General features: G+C 74.5%; 18 protein-coding genes. 10 read left to right on the plus strand and 8 right to left on the minus strand.

Features of this window, described 5'->3' with window-relative positions; translation table 11 throughout:
* The first annotated feature begins 57 nt into the window (after positions 1–57).
* The 4 genes from Q3W71_RS19590 to Q3W71_RS19605 all read left to right on the plus strand — a co-directional run bounded on the left by Q3W71_RS19590 (position 58) and on the right by Q3W71_RS19605 (position 3585).
* Positions 58–486 carry a Fur family transcriptional regulator gene (locus Q3W71_RS19590; protein WP_302920798.1) on the plus strand — a complete coding sequence of 143 codons (429 nt, stop codon included), beginning with the start codon at positions 58–60 and terminating at the stop codon, positions 484–486.
* Complete coding sequence (locus Q3W71_RS19595; RefSeq protein WP_302920799.1) at positions 483–1604, plus strand: folate-binding protein YgfZ; 1122 nt, start codon at positions 483–485, stop codon at positions 1602–1604. Before Q3W71_RS19590 ends, Q3W71_RS19595 begins: the two co-directional genes overlap by 4 nt.
* A gap of 84 nt (positions 1605–1688) precedes the next feature.
* Positions 1689–2531 (plus strand): 3-keto-5-aminohexanoate cleavage protein, encoded by an 843-nt coding sequence (locus Q3W71_RS19600; RefSeq protein ID WP_302920800.1) that lies wholly within the window; start codon positions 1689–1691, stop codon positions 2529–2531.
* Between the two features lie 94 nt (positions 2532–2625).
* Positions 2626–3585 (plus strand): asparaginase, encoded by a 960-nt coding sequence (locus Q3W71_RS19605; RefSeq protein WP_302920801.1) that lies wholly within the window; start codon positions 2626–2628, stop codon positions 3583–3585.
* Positions 3586–3719: 134 nt separating this feature from the next.
* Here Q3W71_RS19605 and Q3W71_RS19610 read toward each other — a convergent pair whose 3' ends face one another.
* Entirely contained in the window at positions 3720–4517 is a 798-nt protein-coding gene (locus Q3W71_RS19610) for an alpha/beta fold hydrolase (protein ID WP_302920802.1), read from the minus strand.
* A 111-nt stretch (positions 4518–4628) separates the two neighbouring features.
* Here Q3W71_RS19610 and Q3W71_RS19615 point away from each other — a divergent pair, with 111 nt between their 5' ends.
* The 5 genes from Q3W71_RS19615 (at position 4629) to Q3W71_RS19635 (ending at position 7984) form a co-directional block, all read left to right on the plus strand.
* Complete coding sequence (locus Q3W71_RS19615) at positions 4629–5240, plus strand: helix-turn-helix domain-containing protein (protein WP_302920803.1); 612 nt, start codon at positions 4629–4631, stop codon at positions 5238–5240.
* The gene (locus Q3W71_RS19620; protein WP_302920804.1) at positions 5237–5965 is read left to right on the plus strand and encodes a hypothetical protein; all 729 of its coding nucleotides are present in this window, start codon (positions 5237–5239) and stop codon (positions 5963–5965) included. The genes Q3W71_RS19615 and Q3W71_RS19620 overlap by 4 nt, the downstream gene beginning before the upstream one ends.
* 71 nt (positions 5966–6036) lie before the next feature.
* Complete coding sequence (locus tag Q3W71_RS19625; protein WP_088996233.1) at positions 6037–6351, plus strand: DUF2516 family protein; 315 nt, start codon at positions 6037–6039, stop codon at positions 6349–6351.
* Positions 6348–7235 carry an alpha/beta fold hydrolase gene (locus tag Q3W71_RS19630; RefSeq protein ID WP_302920805.1) on the plus strand — a complete coding sequence of 296 codons (888 nt, stop codon included), beginning with the start codon at positions 6348–6350 and terminating at the stop codon, positions 7233–7235. The genes Q3W71_RS19625 and Q3W71_RS19630 overlap by 4 nt, the downstream gene beginning before the upstream one ends.
* An 11-nt stretch (positions 7236–7246) precedes the next feature.
* Positions 7247–7984: an alanyl-tRNA editing protein gene (locus tag Q3W71_RS19635; RefSeq protein WP_302920806.1), complete on the plus strand. Its 738-nt coding sequence runs from the start codon at positions 7247–7249 to the stop codon at positions 7982–7984.
* 43 nt (positions 7985–8027) lie between these two features.
* Here the strand turns inward: Q3W71_RS19635 and Q3W71_RS19640 are convergent, their stop codons facing one another.
* Both Q3W71_RS19640 and Q3W71_RS19645 read right to left on the minus strand, forming a co-directional pair.
* Positions 8028–8930: a GNAT family N-acetyltransferase gene (locus tag Q3W71_RS19640; protein ID WP_302920808.1), complete on the minus strand. Its 903-nt coding sequence runs from the start codon at positions 8928–8930 to the stop codon at positions 8028–8030.
* A gap of 160 nt (positions 8931–9090) precedes the next feature.
* A complete protein-coding gene (locus Q3W71_RS19645; protein WP_302921019.1) occupies positions 9091–9789 on the minus strand; it encodes a nucleotidyltransferase domain-containing protein in 699 nt (232 codons plus the stop codon).
* 77 nt (positions 9790–9866) lie between these two features.
* Between Q3W71_RS19645 and Q3W71_RS19650 the strand changes: the two genes are divergently transcribed.
* Positions 9867–10781, plus strand: coding sequence for an SDR family oxidoreductase (locus Q3W71_RS19650; RefSeq protein ID WP_302920809.1), 915 nt, complete (start codon positions 9867–9869; stop codon positions 10779–10781).
* Here the strand turns inward: Q3W71_RS19650 and Q3W71_RS19655 are convergent.
* From Q3W71_RS19655 to Q3W71_RS19675, 5 genes are read right to left on the minus strand one after another with little or no spacing between them, the layout of a single operon-like run.
* Positions 10772–11794 carry a YafY family protein gene (locus Q3W71_RS19655; RefSeq protein ID WP_302920810.1) on the minus strand — a complete coding sequence of 341 codons (1023 nt, stop codon included), beginning with the start codon at positions 11792–11794 and terminating at the stop codon, positions 10772–10774. The two genes, Q3W71_RS19650 and Q3W71_RS19655, sit on opposite strands and share 10 nt — an antisense overlap.
* A gap of 24 nt (positions 11795–11818) precedes the next feature.
* Positions 11819–12460, minus strand: a complete 642-nt coding sequence (locus Q3W71_RS19660) for a response regulator transcription factor (RefSeq protein WP_302920811.1) — start codon at positions 12458–12460, stop codon at positions 11819–11821.
* On the minus strand, positions 12457–13725 hold the full coding sequence (locus Q3W71_RS19665) for a sensor histidine kinase (protein WP_302920813.1): 1269 nt from the start codon (positions 13723–13725) through the stop codon (positions 12457–12459). Before Q3W71_RS19665 ends, Q3W71_RS19660 begins: the two co-directional genes overlap by 4 nt.
* A 10-nt stretch (positions 13726–13735) precedes the next feature.
* Complete coding sequence (locus tag Q3W71_RS19670; protein ID WP_302920814.1) at positions 13736–14470, minus strand: ABC transporter permease; 735 nt, start codon at positions 14468–14470, stop codon at positions 13736–13738.
* Between the two features lie 11 nt (positions 14471–14481).
* Positions 14482–15390 (minus strand): ABC transporter ATP-binding protein, encoded by a 909-nt coding sequence (locus tag Q3W71_RS19675; protein ID WP_302920815.1) that lies wholly within the window; start codon positions 15388–15390, stop codon positions 14482–14484.
* Positions 15391–15443: the final 53 nt, after the last annotated feature.

Raw genomic sequence — 15443 nt, forward strand, 5'->3', positions numbered from 1 at the left:
GTAACCGCGTGCCCGCCGGCACGGGGGACGGCGCGGTTACCGAACTATGATCGAACGGTGTCCGAATCCTCCCTCGCGGAACTGCTCCGCGCCCGTGGCCTGCGGCTGACGGCGCAGCGGCAGCTCGTCCTCCAGGCGGTGCTGGACCTCGGGCACGCCACCCCGGAGCAGGTGCACAACGCGGTCCGGGAGGTGGCGGCCGGGGTCAACATCACCACCATCTACCGCACGCTCGAGCTGTTGGAACGGCTCGGCCTGGTGACCCACACCCACCTCTCGCACGGCTCGCCGACGTACCACGCGGCCGGCGAGGACCAGCACGTCCACCTGGTCTGCCGGGAGTGCGGCGGGATCGACGAGATCGATCCCGAGCTGCTGCGCCCGCTGGCCGACCAGTTGGCGAGCCAGCGCGGGTTCCGGGTGGACATCGGGCACGTGTCACTCTTCGGCGTCTGCGGGCGCTGCCAGAACGGGGACCAGGAATGATCGACATCGCGGGAGCGGTGGCCGTCGAGAGCATCGACGAGGCCAGCCGGGACCAGCCGGAGCCGGCGCACGCCGCGGCGGGCGTCCGGGGGGTGGCCGCACACTACGGCGACCCGATGCGGGAGCAGCGGACGCTGGACACCGCGGTCGGCCTGGTCGACCGCTCGCACCGGGGGATCGTCGCGGTGCCGGGCGAGGAGCGGATCGGCTGGCTGCACACCCTCACCACCCAGCACCTGGCGCAGCTGACCCCCTACCAGGGCACCGAGTTGCTGGTGCTCTCCCCGCACGGGCACGTCGAGCAGCACGCCATGGTGACCGAGGACGGCGAGACCACCTGGCTGGACACCGAGCCGGGGGCCACCGAGGGGCTGCTGTCGTACCTGGAGAAGATGCGGTTCTTCAGCCGGGTCGAGCCGCGCGACGTGACCGCCGATCACGCGCTGCTCTCGCTGGTCGGGCCGGCGGCCCCGGACGCCGTGGCCACGCTCGGCGTGACCGGGCTGGCCGAGCCCGACGTGGTCGCGGTGCCGGGCCCGAAGTTCCGCTCCGGCACGCTGCCGCCCCGGCCCACCGCGCTGTACGACGTCCGCCCGCTGCCGGCCGGCGGGTGGGCCCGGCGGGGCCCGCTCGGGGTGGACCTGCTGGTGCCCCGGGCCGCGATGGAGCAGGTGGTCGCGGAGCTGCGCGGGGCCGGGGTGCCGGTCGCCGGCCTGTGGGCGTACGAGGCGATCCGGGTGGCCGCCCGGCGGGCCCGGGTGGGGGTGGACACCGACCACCGCACCATCCCGGCCGAGGTGGACCTGATCGGCCCGGCCGTACACCTGGAGAAGGGCTGCTACCGGGGCCAGGAGACGGTGGCCCGGGTGCACAACCTGGGCCGCCCGCCGCGCCGGCTGGTCCTGCTGCACCTGGACGGGGTGACCACCGACCAGCCGCCGGCCGCCGGCACGCCGGTGAGCCTGGACGGCCGGACGGTGGGCTTCGTCGGCACCGCTGTGCACCACCACGAGTTGGGCCAGGTGGCTCTCGCCGTGCTCAAGCGGAACGTCCCGGACGACGCGCGGCTGCTGATCGGCGAGACCGCCGCCGCGATCGATCCGGTCCCGGCCGGCTGAGCACGAAAAAATCTCCCGTTGGCGACGTCAGGGCCGGAAATGTTCCGGTCGACTGGGCTCGGAGCCGGGGTCTAGGATCCCGGCATGACGACAGGGACGTTGATCACGGTTGCCCCCACCGGTGCGGAGTCGGCGAAGGCGGAGGTGCCGGCGCTGCCGGTGACCCTCGACGAGCTGCTGCTGACCGCCAAGGAGTGCGAGGCGCTCGGCGCCGCCGTGATCCACGTCCACATCCGCGACGACGAGGCGAAGCCCACCCTCGACCAGGGCCGGCTCCGGGAGACGGTGGCGGCGCTGCGGGAGAGCACCGATTTGGTGGTGCAGCTCTCCTCGGGCGGCGCGGTGACCGACCCGGAGGCCGACCGGCTTGCGGTCCTCGACGCCGGCCCCGACATGGCCTCCTGCACCATGGGCACTGTCAACTTCGGCGACGACGTCTTCCTCAACCGCTGGGAGTTCATCGTCGACCTGCACACCCGGATGCAGGAGCGGGGCATCGTGCCGGAGTACGAGATCTTCGACCTCGGCCACCTGGCCGCCCTGCAACGCCTGCTCGGCAAGTACGGTCTGCCGGCCGGCGGGCACGTGCACGTCGACTTCGTGATGGGCGTGCCGGGCGGCATGCCGGGCACCACCGAGGCGCTGGTCGCCTGCCGCCAGGCCCTGCGCGACCTGCCCGAGGGCACCACCTTCTCGGCCACCGGCATCGGCCGCACCACCATCCCGGTGCTGCTGGCGTCGCTGTCCACCGGCGGGCACCTGCGGGTCGGCATGGAGGACACCGTCACCTACGCCAAGGGCAGCCCGGTGGAGTCCAACATGCAGCTCGTCGCCCGGGCGGTCGGCTTCGCCCAGCTCGCCCAGCGTCCGCCGCTGACCACCGCACAGGCCCGCGAGCTGCTCGGCGTGCCGGCCGCCGGCCGGTAAGCGGCGGGCCGGCCGACGCTCCTGTACGCGCGGGCGCGGACGTCCTGGTCACCCCGCCGCCCGCGGTCGCCCGACCGTCGGTACCGTCCACGGTGTGGGAAAGACGTACGAGGGCGGTGCGCCGCTCGCCGAGGTGGTCCGGTCCGGTTTCGTGGAGGGCGTGCACCGCGGCTCGGTGGTGGTGCTCGACGCGACCGGGGCGACGGTGGCCGGTACCGGGGACGTGACCTCGCCGGTCTTCCCCCGCTCGGCGAACAAGCCCATGCAGGCGGTCGGGATGCTCCGCGCCGGCCTGCCGGTGACCGATCCGGCCGACCTGGCGCTGGTGTCGGCGAGCCACGCCGGTGAGGAGTTCCACCTGGCCCGGGTCGCCGCGCTGCTCGCCCGGGCCGGTCTGGACGAGTCGGCGCTGCACTGCCCGCCGGACCTGCCGGTCGGCGAGGCGGCCCGGGCCGCCGTGCTGCGCGCCGGCGGCGGGCCCCGCCGGATCCAGATGAACTGCTCCGGCAAGCACAGCGGGATGCTGCTGACCTGCGGCGCCGCCGGTTGGGCGCGGGACGGCTACTGGCGCCCGGAGCACCCGTTGCAGCAGCGGCTGCGGGACGCGATCGAGGAGTTCACCGGCGAGCCGGCGGCGGCGGTCGGGGTGGACGGCTGCGGCGCCCCGGTGCTCGCCGTCTCGCTGACCGGGCTGGCCGGGGCGTACCTGCGGCTGGTCTCGGCGGAGCCGGGCTCGGTGCCCCGGGCGGTGGCCGACGCGATGCGCGCCCACCCGGAACTGGTCGGCGGCACCGAGGCGGACGACACCCGGCTGATGCGCGGTGTCCCCGGCCTGCTGGCCAAGGTGGGCGCCGAAGGCGTGATCGCGGCGGCGCTGCCCGGCGTCGGGGCGGTCGCCCTCAAGATCGACGACGGCGCGGGTCGGGCCCGGATGCCGGTGCTGGTTTCCGCGCTGCGCCGGCTCGGCGTGGACGCGCCGGTGCTCACCGAGTACGCCGAACTGCCGCTGTTCGGCGGCGGCGTCCCGGTCGGCGCGATCCGCCCGGTCTGGTGACGGGCGCCGGCCGCCCGGCGTGGTGACCCCCGCCGCGGCCGGTAGTGATTGGCGCGGGGGCGGTCGGCGCTACCCTGCCGGGTCCGGTGGCCGGGGCGGCGTCGGCTCGTCCGGTCCGGTGACCGGCAGGCGGCTCAGCGCAGGAAGTCGAGCAGGGCGGCGTTGACCGGCTCCGGTCGCTCCAGCGGGAGCAGGTGGGCGGCGTCGGGCACGTCGGGCAGGCGTACCGCGTCGGGCGCCTCGGCGGCGATCCGGTCGGCGAGCCGGCTGATGTCCGGCACGTCGGCCGCGCCGGCGGTCACCAGGACGGGCATCCGCAGCTCGCCGAGGCGGCCGATCGCCGGCGGGTCCAGCTCGGCCACGTCCACCGCGCTGAGCGCCTGCTCGGCGGCGAGGGCCCGCTGGTCCATCTCCCGGGCGAAGGCGAGCAGCTCCGGGTCCACGTCCTCCGGGCGGCGGCCGGGGCCGACCACCCAGAACCGCACCTCGGCGGCGGCACTGGCCGCGAAGTCCTCCTGGTCGACCTCGCCCACCAGCTGGTCCCAGAGCTCGTTGGCCTGCTCGGACCATTCGTGGCCCGAGATCGCGCTGCCGAGCAGGGCGAGCGCGGTGACCCGCTCGGGGTGGGCCAGCGCGGTGTCGACCGCCACCGCCCCGCCGAAGGAGCAGCCGACCAGGGCGGCCCGCGCCACGCCGAGCGCGTCCAGCAACCCGACCACGTCGTCGTGGTGGGCGAACGGGGCGGGGGGCAGCTCGGAGTCGCCGTAGCCGCGCAGGTCGAGCGCGATCACCCGGTGCCGTGCGGCCAGCACGCCGACCTGCTCGCGCCACATCCGCCGGTCGGCGATTCCGGCGTGCAGCAGCACCACCGGTGTTCCGCTGCCCACCTCGTCGTACGCGAGCTGCGCACCGTTCACCTCGATCTTGGTCACCGGAGGAAGGTACGCACGGGACGCCTGGGACGCAACCCGCTTGCTGAGACCTTGCTAACTCTGGCTAGCACTTTGCTTGCAGGAGTTAGCAGGGCGGGTTAGCGTCGGGGTATGGCCACACCCAAGGACCTTCCCGACGTCGGCGGGTTCATTCGCGACCTGCGCCGCAACGCGAAGATCTCGCTGCGGCAGCTCGCCGAGCAGGCGGGGGTCAGCAACCCGTACCTCAGCCAGATCGAGCGCGGGCTGCGCAAGCCCAGCGCCGAGGTGCTCCAGCAACTGGCCAGCGCGCTGCGGGTCTCCACCCCGGCGATGTACCTGCGGGCCGGGCTGCTCGACGACAAGGAGGGTCAGGGGGTGCTCGCGGCCATCGCCGTCGACCCCGACCTGACCATGGCGCAGAAGCAGTCGCTCAGCCAGATCTACGAGACGTTCCGCCGGGAGAACGCGCGGCTCGCCGAGGCCACCGCCGCGGCCACCGCCGCCGAGACCGGCGAGCGCACCCCGGCGGCGGAACCCGCCGAGGCGGCTCGGCCGTCCGCACCCGGGTCCGCCGAGGAGGCGCCCGCCCTGGTCAACCCGACCGTCACCGGTCCCACCACCGAAGCGGGCACGCCGACCGAGGCCGTGCTCGAGTCGGTCGCCGTCACCGAGGCCGGCACCGCTCCCGCACCGACCCCCGCGAAGAAGGCCGCCGAGGCGGCCGAAGAGGAGAAGTCATGACCCAGCCGAAGACCAACCGCATCCCGGCCCCGATCTACGCCGCCGCCGGCGCCGGCGAGCTGGCCATCCAGCAGCTGCGCAAGCTCCCCGCGGTGGTCAGCGACCTCGGCACCAAGGTCGTCGCCGACCTCGGTGGCAAGGCCGTCGTCACCGGCTTCGAGCTGCGCCAGAAGGCCAACGAGACGCTGCGCACCGCGAACCAGACCGCCGGCAGCCTGCGCGAGAAGGCCCCGGCCGACCTGACCAAGCTGCGCGAGGCGGCCGACCTGAACAAGCTCCGCGAGGTCGCCGACCTGAACAAGCTGCGCGAGGTGGCCGACCTGGACCGGCTCCGCGAGGTGGCCACCCGCAACGCCGCCGTGGTGGTGGCCGGTGCCCAGGCCGCCCAGGAGCGGGCGCTCGCCGCGTACGGCGCGCTGGTCGCCCGGGGTGAGCGGGTGGTCGGTGCCGGCGTGCTGGAGGCCGCCGACACGGTGAACGCCGACATCGAGGCGACCGAGGCCACCGCGCCCGCCACCGCGCCCGCCGCCGCCCCGAAGCCGGCCGAGCCGGCCGCCGAGGTGCCCACCCCGGCCGAGGTGGCCGAGGTCGTCGAGGCCAAGCCGGCCGCCGCGAAGAAGGCCACCCGGGCCCGCAAGACCACCGCCAAGGCGGTGCAGCCGGCCGCCACCCCGTCGGCGAAGCTGCCCCGGACCACGAAGCGGACCCGCCCGGCCGCCGAGTGACCCGCTGAGCCGGCGACCCCGGAGGCGTCCTTGTCGGACGTTTCCGGGGTCGCCGGCATAAGCTTGCCGTCATGGCCAACGCCGCGCCGCTCTTCGCCTTCGAAGTCCGCTACGTGATCGAGCTGATCCTGCTCGTCTTCGCGCTGATCATCCAGGGCGTCGCGCTGGTGCACGCCATCACCCAGCGATCCGACGCCTTCCCCGCCATCGGCACGCTGCCCAAGGGCGGCTGGATCGCCATCCTGGCGGTCTGCCTGGTGCTGACCCTGCTCGGGTTCGGCCCGATCAGCCTCTTCGGACTGATCGGCATCGCGGCCGCGCTGATCTACCTGCTCGACGTCCGGGTCGGGCTGCGCGACCTGAGCGACGGCAAAGGGTTCTGGTGAGGGGTTTCCGCTGGCCACCGCCGCCCGACGGCGGGCCGCGCACCTGGGGTCCCGGGCCGGGCGGCCCGCGTACCGGGCGGCCGGCCCTGCCGGAACCGGAGACCGAGCTGGTCGCCACGCCGCACGACGTACGGCTGGAGCGGCTGGTCACCGGGGCCGGTGACCCGGTCACGGTGTTCGCCCACGGGCTGGGTAACGGCATCGCCACCACCCGGCCGTTCGGCAGCGGCGTCACCGGCCGCAAGCTCTTCTTCCAGTTCCGCGGGCACGGCCGCTCCGACGCGCCGCCCGGTCCGTGGAGCTACCTCGACCTGGCCCGCGACCTGCGGGCCGTGGCCGACCTCGGCGGGGCCACCCGGGCCTTCGGCGCGAGCCTCGGCGCCGGCGCGCTCTGCCGGCTGCTCGCCGAGAGCCCGGAGCGCTTCGACCGGCTGGTGTTCTTCCTGCCGGCGGTGCTCGACCGGCCGCGCGGCGAGATCGCCCAGGCCCGGCTGACCGCGCTGCTCGACGCGGTGGAGAGCGGCGACGCCTCGGCGGTCGCTGAGGTGGTCTCGGTGGAGCTGCCCCCAGGCGTGCGCAACACCCCGGCCGGCTGGGCCTACCTGCGCCAGCGACTGGACCAACTGCTGCGCGACGGGCTCGCGCCGGGGCTGGCCAGCCTGCCCGAGCAGGTGCCGCTGCGCGACGCCGGGGTGCTGGCCGCGGTGACCGCGCCCGCCCTGGTGATCGGGTGCGCCGGCGACGACCTGCACCCGGTTGAGGTGGCCGAGCAGCTCGCGGCCGCGCTGCCGGCGGCCACCCTGCACGTGTACGACCGGCCCGGCGTGCTCTGGACCGAACGCGCCGACCTGCGATCGCGGATCTCCACCTTCCTCAACGAGTAACCTGCCCTGTCATGGGCGTCACACACCACGGACGTACGCACCGGCTGGACCTCGCCGACCCGACCCTGCGCGAGTGGCAGTGCACGGTGCTGCACGCCGAACCGGAGCAGGGCATCGTGCTCGACCGGTCGGCCTTCTACCCGGGCGGCGGCGGCCAGCCGCCGGACCACGGCGTACTGCTCTGGCAGGGGGTGCAGACCCGGATCGTCGGCACCCGCAAGGGCGACGACCTCTGGCTGATCCCGGCCGAGGGTGACCCGCTGCCGCCGGCCGGCAGCACGGTGACCGGTGCGGTCGCCGACGAGCGCCGCACCCGGCTGATGCGTACCCACTCGGGGCTGCACGTGCTCTGCGGGGTGGTGTTCCGCGACTTCGGCGCGCTGGTCACCGGCGGCAACATGGAACCGGGCGAGGCCCGGATGGACTTCAACCTCCCCGAGGTGCCGCCGGACTTCAAGAGCCGGATCGAGGACCTGGTCAACGCCGAGGTGGCCGCCGACCGGGCGGTGGCCGTCCGGGTGCTGCCCCGGGCCGAGGCGCTCGCTCTGCCGGACATCATCCGCACCCAGTCGAACCTGATCCCGCCGGACGAGCAGGAGGTCCGGATCGTCGACATCGTCGGCCTGGACGTGCAGGCCGACGGCGGCACGCACGTCGCCTCGACGGCGCAGATCGGCAAGGTCCAGGTGGTCAAGGTGGAGAGCAAGGGCCGGGCCAACCGCCGGGTCCGGGTACGCCTGGCGGACTGAGCGGGTGGCTCCCGGCGCCGGACCGGCGCCGGGAGCCGCGACCTCACACCAGGTCGATGCGTTCCCGCTCGATCGGGTAGCCGGCCCGGGCGAAGGCGGCCGCCATCGGGTGGTTGGTCTGGTCGGTGGCCGCCACGATCCGGTCCGCCCCCGCCTCGACCAGCAGGTGGGTGGTCTCGACCAGCAAATCGTACGCGTACCCGTGGCCGCGCTGTCCGGGCAGCACGCCGACGAAGCCGACGATCGGGTCGCTGTGGTTGCGTGCCGGCACGGTGATGCCCACCATCTCGCCCGCGGGCGTCCAGGCCAGCCGCCACCAGTCGCGCGGGCTCGGCAGCCAGCGCAGCAGGTCGAGCTCCTCCCGTGCCGCCGCGTCCGGCCCGTGCTCGGCGGCGGTGTGCCGGGTGTGCGCGTCCAGGCTTCCCTCGCCCACCCGGCGCAGCACGTCGAGGATCACGTCGTCGTCGGGTTCCGGGCGGAACTCCAGCCGGCCCGGCCGGGCGGGCAGCCCGCACTCCGGTGTCCAGCGGTACCGGTACCGCTCGACCAACGGGGACATGCCGGCGGCGACCGCCGCGTCCATCCGGGCCTGCGCCTCCGCCCGGACGGCCGGGTCGTCGCGCCAGCCCGGCGGCAGGGAGAGCGAGTACTCGGCCCGCAGCGGGGCGGTGCGCAGCAGCTCGACCGCCGCCGCGCGGTCGGTGAAGTCGAACCAGTCGAGCGCCAGTGGCGATTCGTCGTCCGGCCCGCCCCACCAGGCGACCCGGGCCACCACGGCGCCGTCGCGCAGGGCGATCCAGCTCCACTCGGGACGGTACTGGCCGTCGGCGGCCATGTCGGTGTAGTTCTCGCCGAACGCGGCGCGCCCGACCAGCGTGGTGTGCGGCAGGGAGTCGAACAGTGCTTCCTCGCCCGCGGTGAGCGGGCGGATGACCAGGTCGGTCATGGGGTCCTTCCGGGTTGACGTGCTCCCGGCCTCAGAACCGCGGCGCCCTCGTGACCGGGCGGGAGCACAGCGATGTCGTGGACACGGTGCTCACCTCCCTTCCCCTCGACGAGGGCGCCCCGGGACGGTAGCAGCGCACCCGTGTCGCCGGCCAACGGGTTTATCCGGCACCGCCCGGCTCCGGTGGCAGGTGGGCGGCGCGGACGTCGAGCAGCCAGCGCTCGACCGCGGCCTCGTCCGGCCGCTCCGGCAGCGGGGTGCGGATGCGGGCGAAGTCCCGCTCGGCCTCGGCCAGCAACGTCCGCGCCTCGTCCAGCTCGCCGCCGGCCACCCGCTCGCCGAACGCCCGGAACCACTCCGGGTCGGTGAGCCGGATCTCCAGCACCCCGGTGGCGTAGAGCAGCCGACCCTGGTGCACCAGCCGGGCCAGGTGCCGGGCGTGCTTCGCGGTCCGGCGGCGGGTGTCGGACGAGAAGCTGCCGTCGCCGCGCGACTCCAGCTTGCGGAACTGCCGGCCGGCGTAGCCCAGGTAGGCGTCGCGGACCCGGGGCGCGCTGAGGAAGGCCGAGCGGATGCCGATCAGCCGCTCGCCGTGTTCCGTCCGCGTCTCGTAGCAGTCGTCCGGCAGCCACATCAGCTCGGTGGCGGTCGGGTTGCCGCCCAGCGCCAGCCTGGCGTACTTGGCGGCCTCGTGCAGGGTGACGTCCGGGTCGGTGGTGACCACCGACTCGCGGGGCGGGTGCAGGCCGTGGAAGGCCACCGTGGGCGCCGCGAACACGCCGATCCGGTCCACATCCGAACCGGGCCGGGCCAGCCCGTACGCGACCGAGCCGACGATGCCGGAGAGCAGCAGGTGCATGCCGGCGAGCATGACTGACGACACCCGCCCGCCGAAACCCGACTTCGGCTGTCAGGTATTGCTGACACGCTCCGCCCATGACGAAACCGCTGACAGGGAAGATCGCGCTGGTCGCCGGGGCGAGCCGGGGCGCCGGGCGACAGATCGCGGTGCAGCTCGGCGCCGCCGGAGCCACCGTCTACGCCACCGGGCGCAGCAGCCGGGCCGGGCGCTCCGAGATGAACCGCCCGGAGACCATCGAGGAGACCGCCGAGCTGGTCACCGCGGCCGGCGGCGAGGGCATCCCGGTCGTGGTCGACCACCTGGTGCCCGAGCAGGTCCGCGACCTGGTCGCCCGGATCGACGCCGAGCAGGGCCGCCTCGACGTGCTGGTGAACGACATCTGGGGGGCCGAGTCGCTGGTCACCTGGCAGAAGCCGGTCTGGGAGCAGCCGCTGGACGCCGGCTTCCGGACGCTCCGGCTGGCCATCGACACGCACATCGTCACCAGCCACTTCGCCCTGCCGCTGCTGATCCGCCGCCCCGGCGGCCTGGTCGTCGAGATCGGCGACGGCACCAAGGCGTACAACGACGTGAACTACCGGTTGTCGGTCTTCTACGACCTGGCCAAGGTGTCGGTGAACCGGCTCGCCGAGAGCTGGGCCCACGAGCTGGCGCCGTACGGCTGCACCTCGGTCGCGCTCACCCCCGGCTGGCTGCGGTCCGAGACCATGCTGGAGCACTTCGGGGTGACCGAGGAGAACTGGCGGGACGCGCTCGCCCAGCAGCCGCACTTCGCCATCTCCGAGTCGCCGGCGTTCGTCGGGCGCGCGGTCGCCGCCCTGGCCGCCGACGAGGACCGGGCCCGCTGGAACGGGAGGTCCACCTCCAGCGGCGAGCTGGCCCGGGTGTACGGCTTCACCGACCTCGACGGCAGCCGGCCGGACGCCTGGCGGTACCTGGTCGAGGTGCAGGACCCCGGCAAACCGGCGGACGTCACCGGCTACCGCTGACCGGCGGTCTCCGCGGGCCGCCCGTCCCCGGGCCGGGGCGGCGGCGTGGCGTAGAGGGCGGCGGCGCGGGCCGCCGCCTCGGCCAGCCAGGCCCGCAGTTCCGCCGGTTCGAGCACCTCGACCTCCGGCCCCAGCCCGAGCAGTTGGCTGTACGCCACCGGAAGGGACTCGACGGGCAGCCGGGTGACCACCCAGCCCTGCCCGTCGGGTTCCCCGGCGGCGGCCAGCGCCTGCTCGTACGCGAAGGGGGCGTCGGCGGCGTGCCGGAGCTGGCGCAGGCCGGCGGGGCTGAGCCGGACGGTGACCTCGGCCCGCAGCATGCTCCGCAGGAACGCCTCGGCCTGCTCCCGCCAGTACCCGGCCAGGTCGAACCCCTCGTCCCGGGCGAAGGTCTCCGCCCTCACCTCGACGCCGGTGACCCGGTCCACCCGGTACGTCCGGTACCCGTCGCCGACCCGGCCGACCAGGTACCAGGTCCCGCTCTTGAGCACCAGCCCGTACGGGGCCAGGTCCCGGGTGACCTCCCGGTCGCCGCGCCGGTAGCGCAGCTCCACCACCCGGTCCCGCCAGACCGCCCCGGCCAGCTCGCTCAGCCACGGCGGCGGTCCGGTCTCCCGGAACCAGCCCGGCACGTCCAGGTGGAACCGCTGCCCGGTGCGGGCCGGCGCGTCCCGCAGTGCCGGCGGGAGTGCCGCCAGCACCTTCAGCTCGGCGGCCGCGACCGCGTCGGCGAGCCCCATGTCGCCGGCCGGGCCGGGCAGCCCGGCCAGGAAGAGCGCCTCCGCCTCGTCCCGGGTCAGCCCGGTCAACCGGGTCCGGTAGCCGCCGAGCAGCCGGTAGCCGCCGGCCCGGCCCCGGTCGGCGTAGACCGGCACGCCGGCGGCGGAGAGCGCGAGCACGTCCCGGTAGACAGTCCGTTCGGAGACCTCCAGCTCCCGGGCCAGCTCCGCGGCGGTCATCGTCTCCCGCGCCTGGAGCAGCAGGACCAGGGAGATCAACCGGGATGCGCGCACCCCTCCATCCTGCCCCCGGCCGGTTCAGCGCCCGCCGGGGGTGAGCAGGCCCCGGTCGTACGCGGTGGCCACGGCGGCGGCCCGGTCGTTGACCCCGAGCTTGGCGTAGACGTGCAGCAGATGGGTCTTGACGGTGGCCTCGCTGATGAACAGCCGGGCGGCCGCCTCCCGGTTGGACGCGCCCTTGGCCACCAGGGTGAGCACCTCCAGCTCGCGCTGGCTCAGCGGCTCCTCGGCGGGCGCGCGCAGCCGCCCCATCAGCCGGCCGGCCACGCTGGGGGAGAGCACCGACTCGCCCCGCGCGGCGGCCCGCACCGCCCGGACCAGCTCGTCCCGCGGCGCGTCCTTGAGCAGGTAGCCGGTGGCGCCGGCCTCGATCGCCGGCAGCACGTCGGCGTCCGTGTCGTACGTGGTGAGGACCAGCACCTTGGCCGGGTTGCCGGCGCTGGCCAGCCGGCCGATCGCGGTCACCCCGTCCATCCCGGGCATCCGCAGATCCATCAGCACGACGTCGGGGTGCAGGTGGGCGGCGAGCGCGAGCGCCTCGGCACCGTCGCCGGCCTCGCCGACCACGTCGAAGCCGGGGTCGCCGGTGAACATGCCGCGCAGCCCGTCCCGCACCACCGGGTGGTCGTCGACGATCAGCAGCCGGACCGGGGCGGTCAACCGGCACCTCCGGGGTGTGCGGGCACGGACGCCGAGACGGCGGTGCCGCCGCCCGGCTCGCTCTCGATGGCCAGTTCGCCGCCGACCCCGGCCACCCGCTGCCGCATGGCGGTCAGCCCGTACCCGCCGTCGGGGCGGCGGGGCGCGGGCGGGTCGGCGACGGTGAAGCCGACTCCGTCGTCCCGGACGTCCAGGGTGACCACGTCGCCCATGTACGACAGGGTCAGCCCGACCCGGGACGCCCTGGCGTGCCGGGCCACGTTGGCCAGCGCCTCCTGGCCGGTCCGCAGCAGGGTCACCTCGACCTCCGGGTGCAGCGGGCGGGCGTCGCCGGTGACGTTCACCTCGGCGCGCACCTCGTTGATGGTCGACCAGCGCCGGGTCAGCTCGGCGAGCGCCTCGGGCAGCCGGGCGCTCTCCAGCGCCTCGGGTCGTACCGCCCGCACCGAGCGGCGTGCCTCGGTGAGGCTCTCCCGGGCCAGGGCGACAGCGGTGTCCACGTGCCGCTGCCAGTCGGCCCGCCGGTCCCGCGCCTGCCCGGCCGCCTCCAGCTGGGTGATGATGCCGGCGAGGCCCTGGGCCAGGGTGTCGTGGATCTCCCGGGCCATCCGCTGCCGCTCGTCGGTCACCCCGGCCTCCCGGGCCTGGGTGAGCAGCTGGGCGTGCAGTCCCTCGTTCTCCCGCATCGTCTCGGCCAGCCGGCGGTTCGCCTCGGCCAGCTCCTCGACCAGCCGCTTGCGGTTGGCGTGCTGCCGGTCGGCGATGGTGCTGAACCAGATCATCCCGCCGGCCGCGCCCAGGTTGAACAGCACCAGCACGCACCAGAGCAGCCAGTGCGACAGGGAGGCCGGCATGCCGCCGCCCTGCGCGGTGGCCGCCAGGATGGCCGAGGCGGCCACCCCGGCGAACCGCCAGTTGCCGGGCAGCAGCATCGCGTGCAGGAAGCCGGCCCAGCTGAAGAAGCCGTACCAGGGGCTGATCAGCACCAGCACGGCGCTGAGCGCGAGCAGCCCGACGTAGTAGACGACCATCAGCGCGCGCCGGGTCGCCCATCCGGGGTGCAGGGCGACGAACCAGGTGATCCAGCACGCCGCGGTGGTGGCGACGAGCAGGTGCGGGGCCAGTGGCAGACCCACGGGCGCCGGCGCGGCGGTGGTGAGCAGTGCCCCGACGGCCAGCCCGACGTACGGGAGCACCCGGTGCAGGCGCGCCTCCCGGACCTCCCAGGGGGCCAGCCGGTCGACCTGCTCGGCGGTGCTGGTCATCGGACCTCGCTCACTCCCAGCGGAACAGCTTCGCCGCGGCGGCGCCCGCGAGTACGGCGATGACCGCCATTATCGCCAGGTGCAGCGGCTGCGGTGCGTCGGCGGTCCAGGCGTCGAGCAGCGCCTGCACGCCCGGCGGCGTGTAGTCACCGATCCGGACCAGGAAGTCCGGCAGCAGGAACCGGGGCACGTAGACGCCGCCGAAGAACATGGCCACCATGAACACCGGCACGGCCATGCCCTGTGCCGCCTTGGTCGTGCGGGCCACCGCCGCCACCAGCAGCCCCAGCGCGAGCAGGGCCGCCGTGCCGAGGACGAGGGCCAGGGCGAAGCCGAGCGGGTGCCGGGGCAGCGGCACGCCGAAGGCCAACCGGCCGACCGCGATGAGCAGCACGGCGCTGACCAGGATGGTGCCGAGCGCGATGACCAGTTGGGCGGCCAGCAGCGCCGCCGGGCTGGCCGGGGTGGTGGCCAGCCGGCGCAGCACCCCCCGTTCCCGGTAGGTGGCCAGCACCGTGGGCAGGATGTTCACCGCCGACATGGCGAGCGTGATCACCAGCAGCGACGGGGCGAAGTACTCGAGGAAGGACCGGCCGCCGAACTGCGGATCCGGCTCGCGTGTGGCCGGGATCAGCCCGAACACCGCCAGCAGCGCGAGCGGCAGCGCGACGGTGAGCAGCGGCGCGGCGAAGTCCCGCAGGTAGAGTCTCGTCTCGATCTTGAGGATCTGCCCGAAGGCGTGCATGTCGTTCTCTCTCACTCGGCGGGCCGGTGCCCGGTCAGCTCGACGAACGCGTCGTCCAGGGTGGACTGCTCCAGCCGCAGGTCGGCGGCGATGATCTGGTTGCGGGCGAGCACCGAGGTGACCGCGTGCAGCACGTCACCGGTGCCGGTCACCACCACCTGCCCGCCGGTGCGCTGCACGGAGGTCACCTCCGGCAGGTCGGTGAAGAGCCGGTCGTCAACCGGGGCGGACGGCCGGAACCGGATCCGCTGCTCCGGAGCCACCGACGACACCAGACCGGCCGGGCTGTCCAGCGCGACGACGCGGCCGCGGTCGATCACCGCCAGCCGGTCGCAGAGCCGCTCGGCCTCCTCCATGAAGTGGGTGACCAGCACGATCGTCACCCCGCTGTCCCGGACCTGCTCGATGAGGGCCCAGGTGTCCCGCCGGGCCTGCGGATCCAGCCCGGTGGTCAGCTCGTCGAGGATGGCGATCTCGGGATTGCCGACCAGCGCGAGCGCGATGGACAGCCGCTGCTTCTGACCGCCGGAGAGCTTCTTGTACGGGGTCTTCCGCTTCTCGCCCAGCCCCAGCTTGTCGATCAACTCGCCCGGGTCGGCCGGGTCGCGGTAGAACGAGGCGTACAACTCCAGCGCCTCGCCGACCCGCAGCTGGTCGGGCAGCTGGCTCTCCTGGAGCTGCACCCCGACCCGCTCCCGGAGTTGCGTCGCGTCCCGGCGCGGGTCTAGCCCGAGGACCGACACCCGGCCCCGGTCCGGGGACCGGAGGCCGGCCACACACTCCACCGTGGTGGTCTTGCCGGCGCCGTTCGGGCCGAGGATCCCGAAGATCTCCCCGGCCTCGACCGTGAACGACACGTCGTCCACGGCCACCACATCGCCGTACCGCTTGTGCAGGTTGGTCACCTCGATGACCGGCATCGTGCCGCCTTCCGCCGCTTGCTGTTCGTATGTCGAGCATGGCCGCGCGGACG

The organism is Micromonospora sp. C28SCA-DRY-2, assembly GCF_030519475.1.
In the GTDB taxonomy this organism is placed as follows: domain Bacteria; phylum Actinomycetota; class Actinomycetes; order Mycobacteriales; family Micromonosporaceae; genus Micromonospora.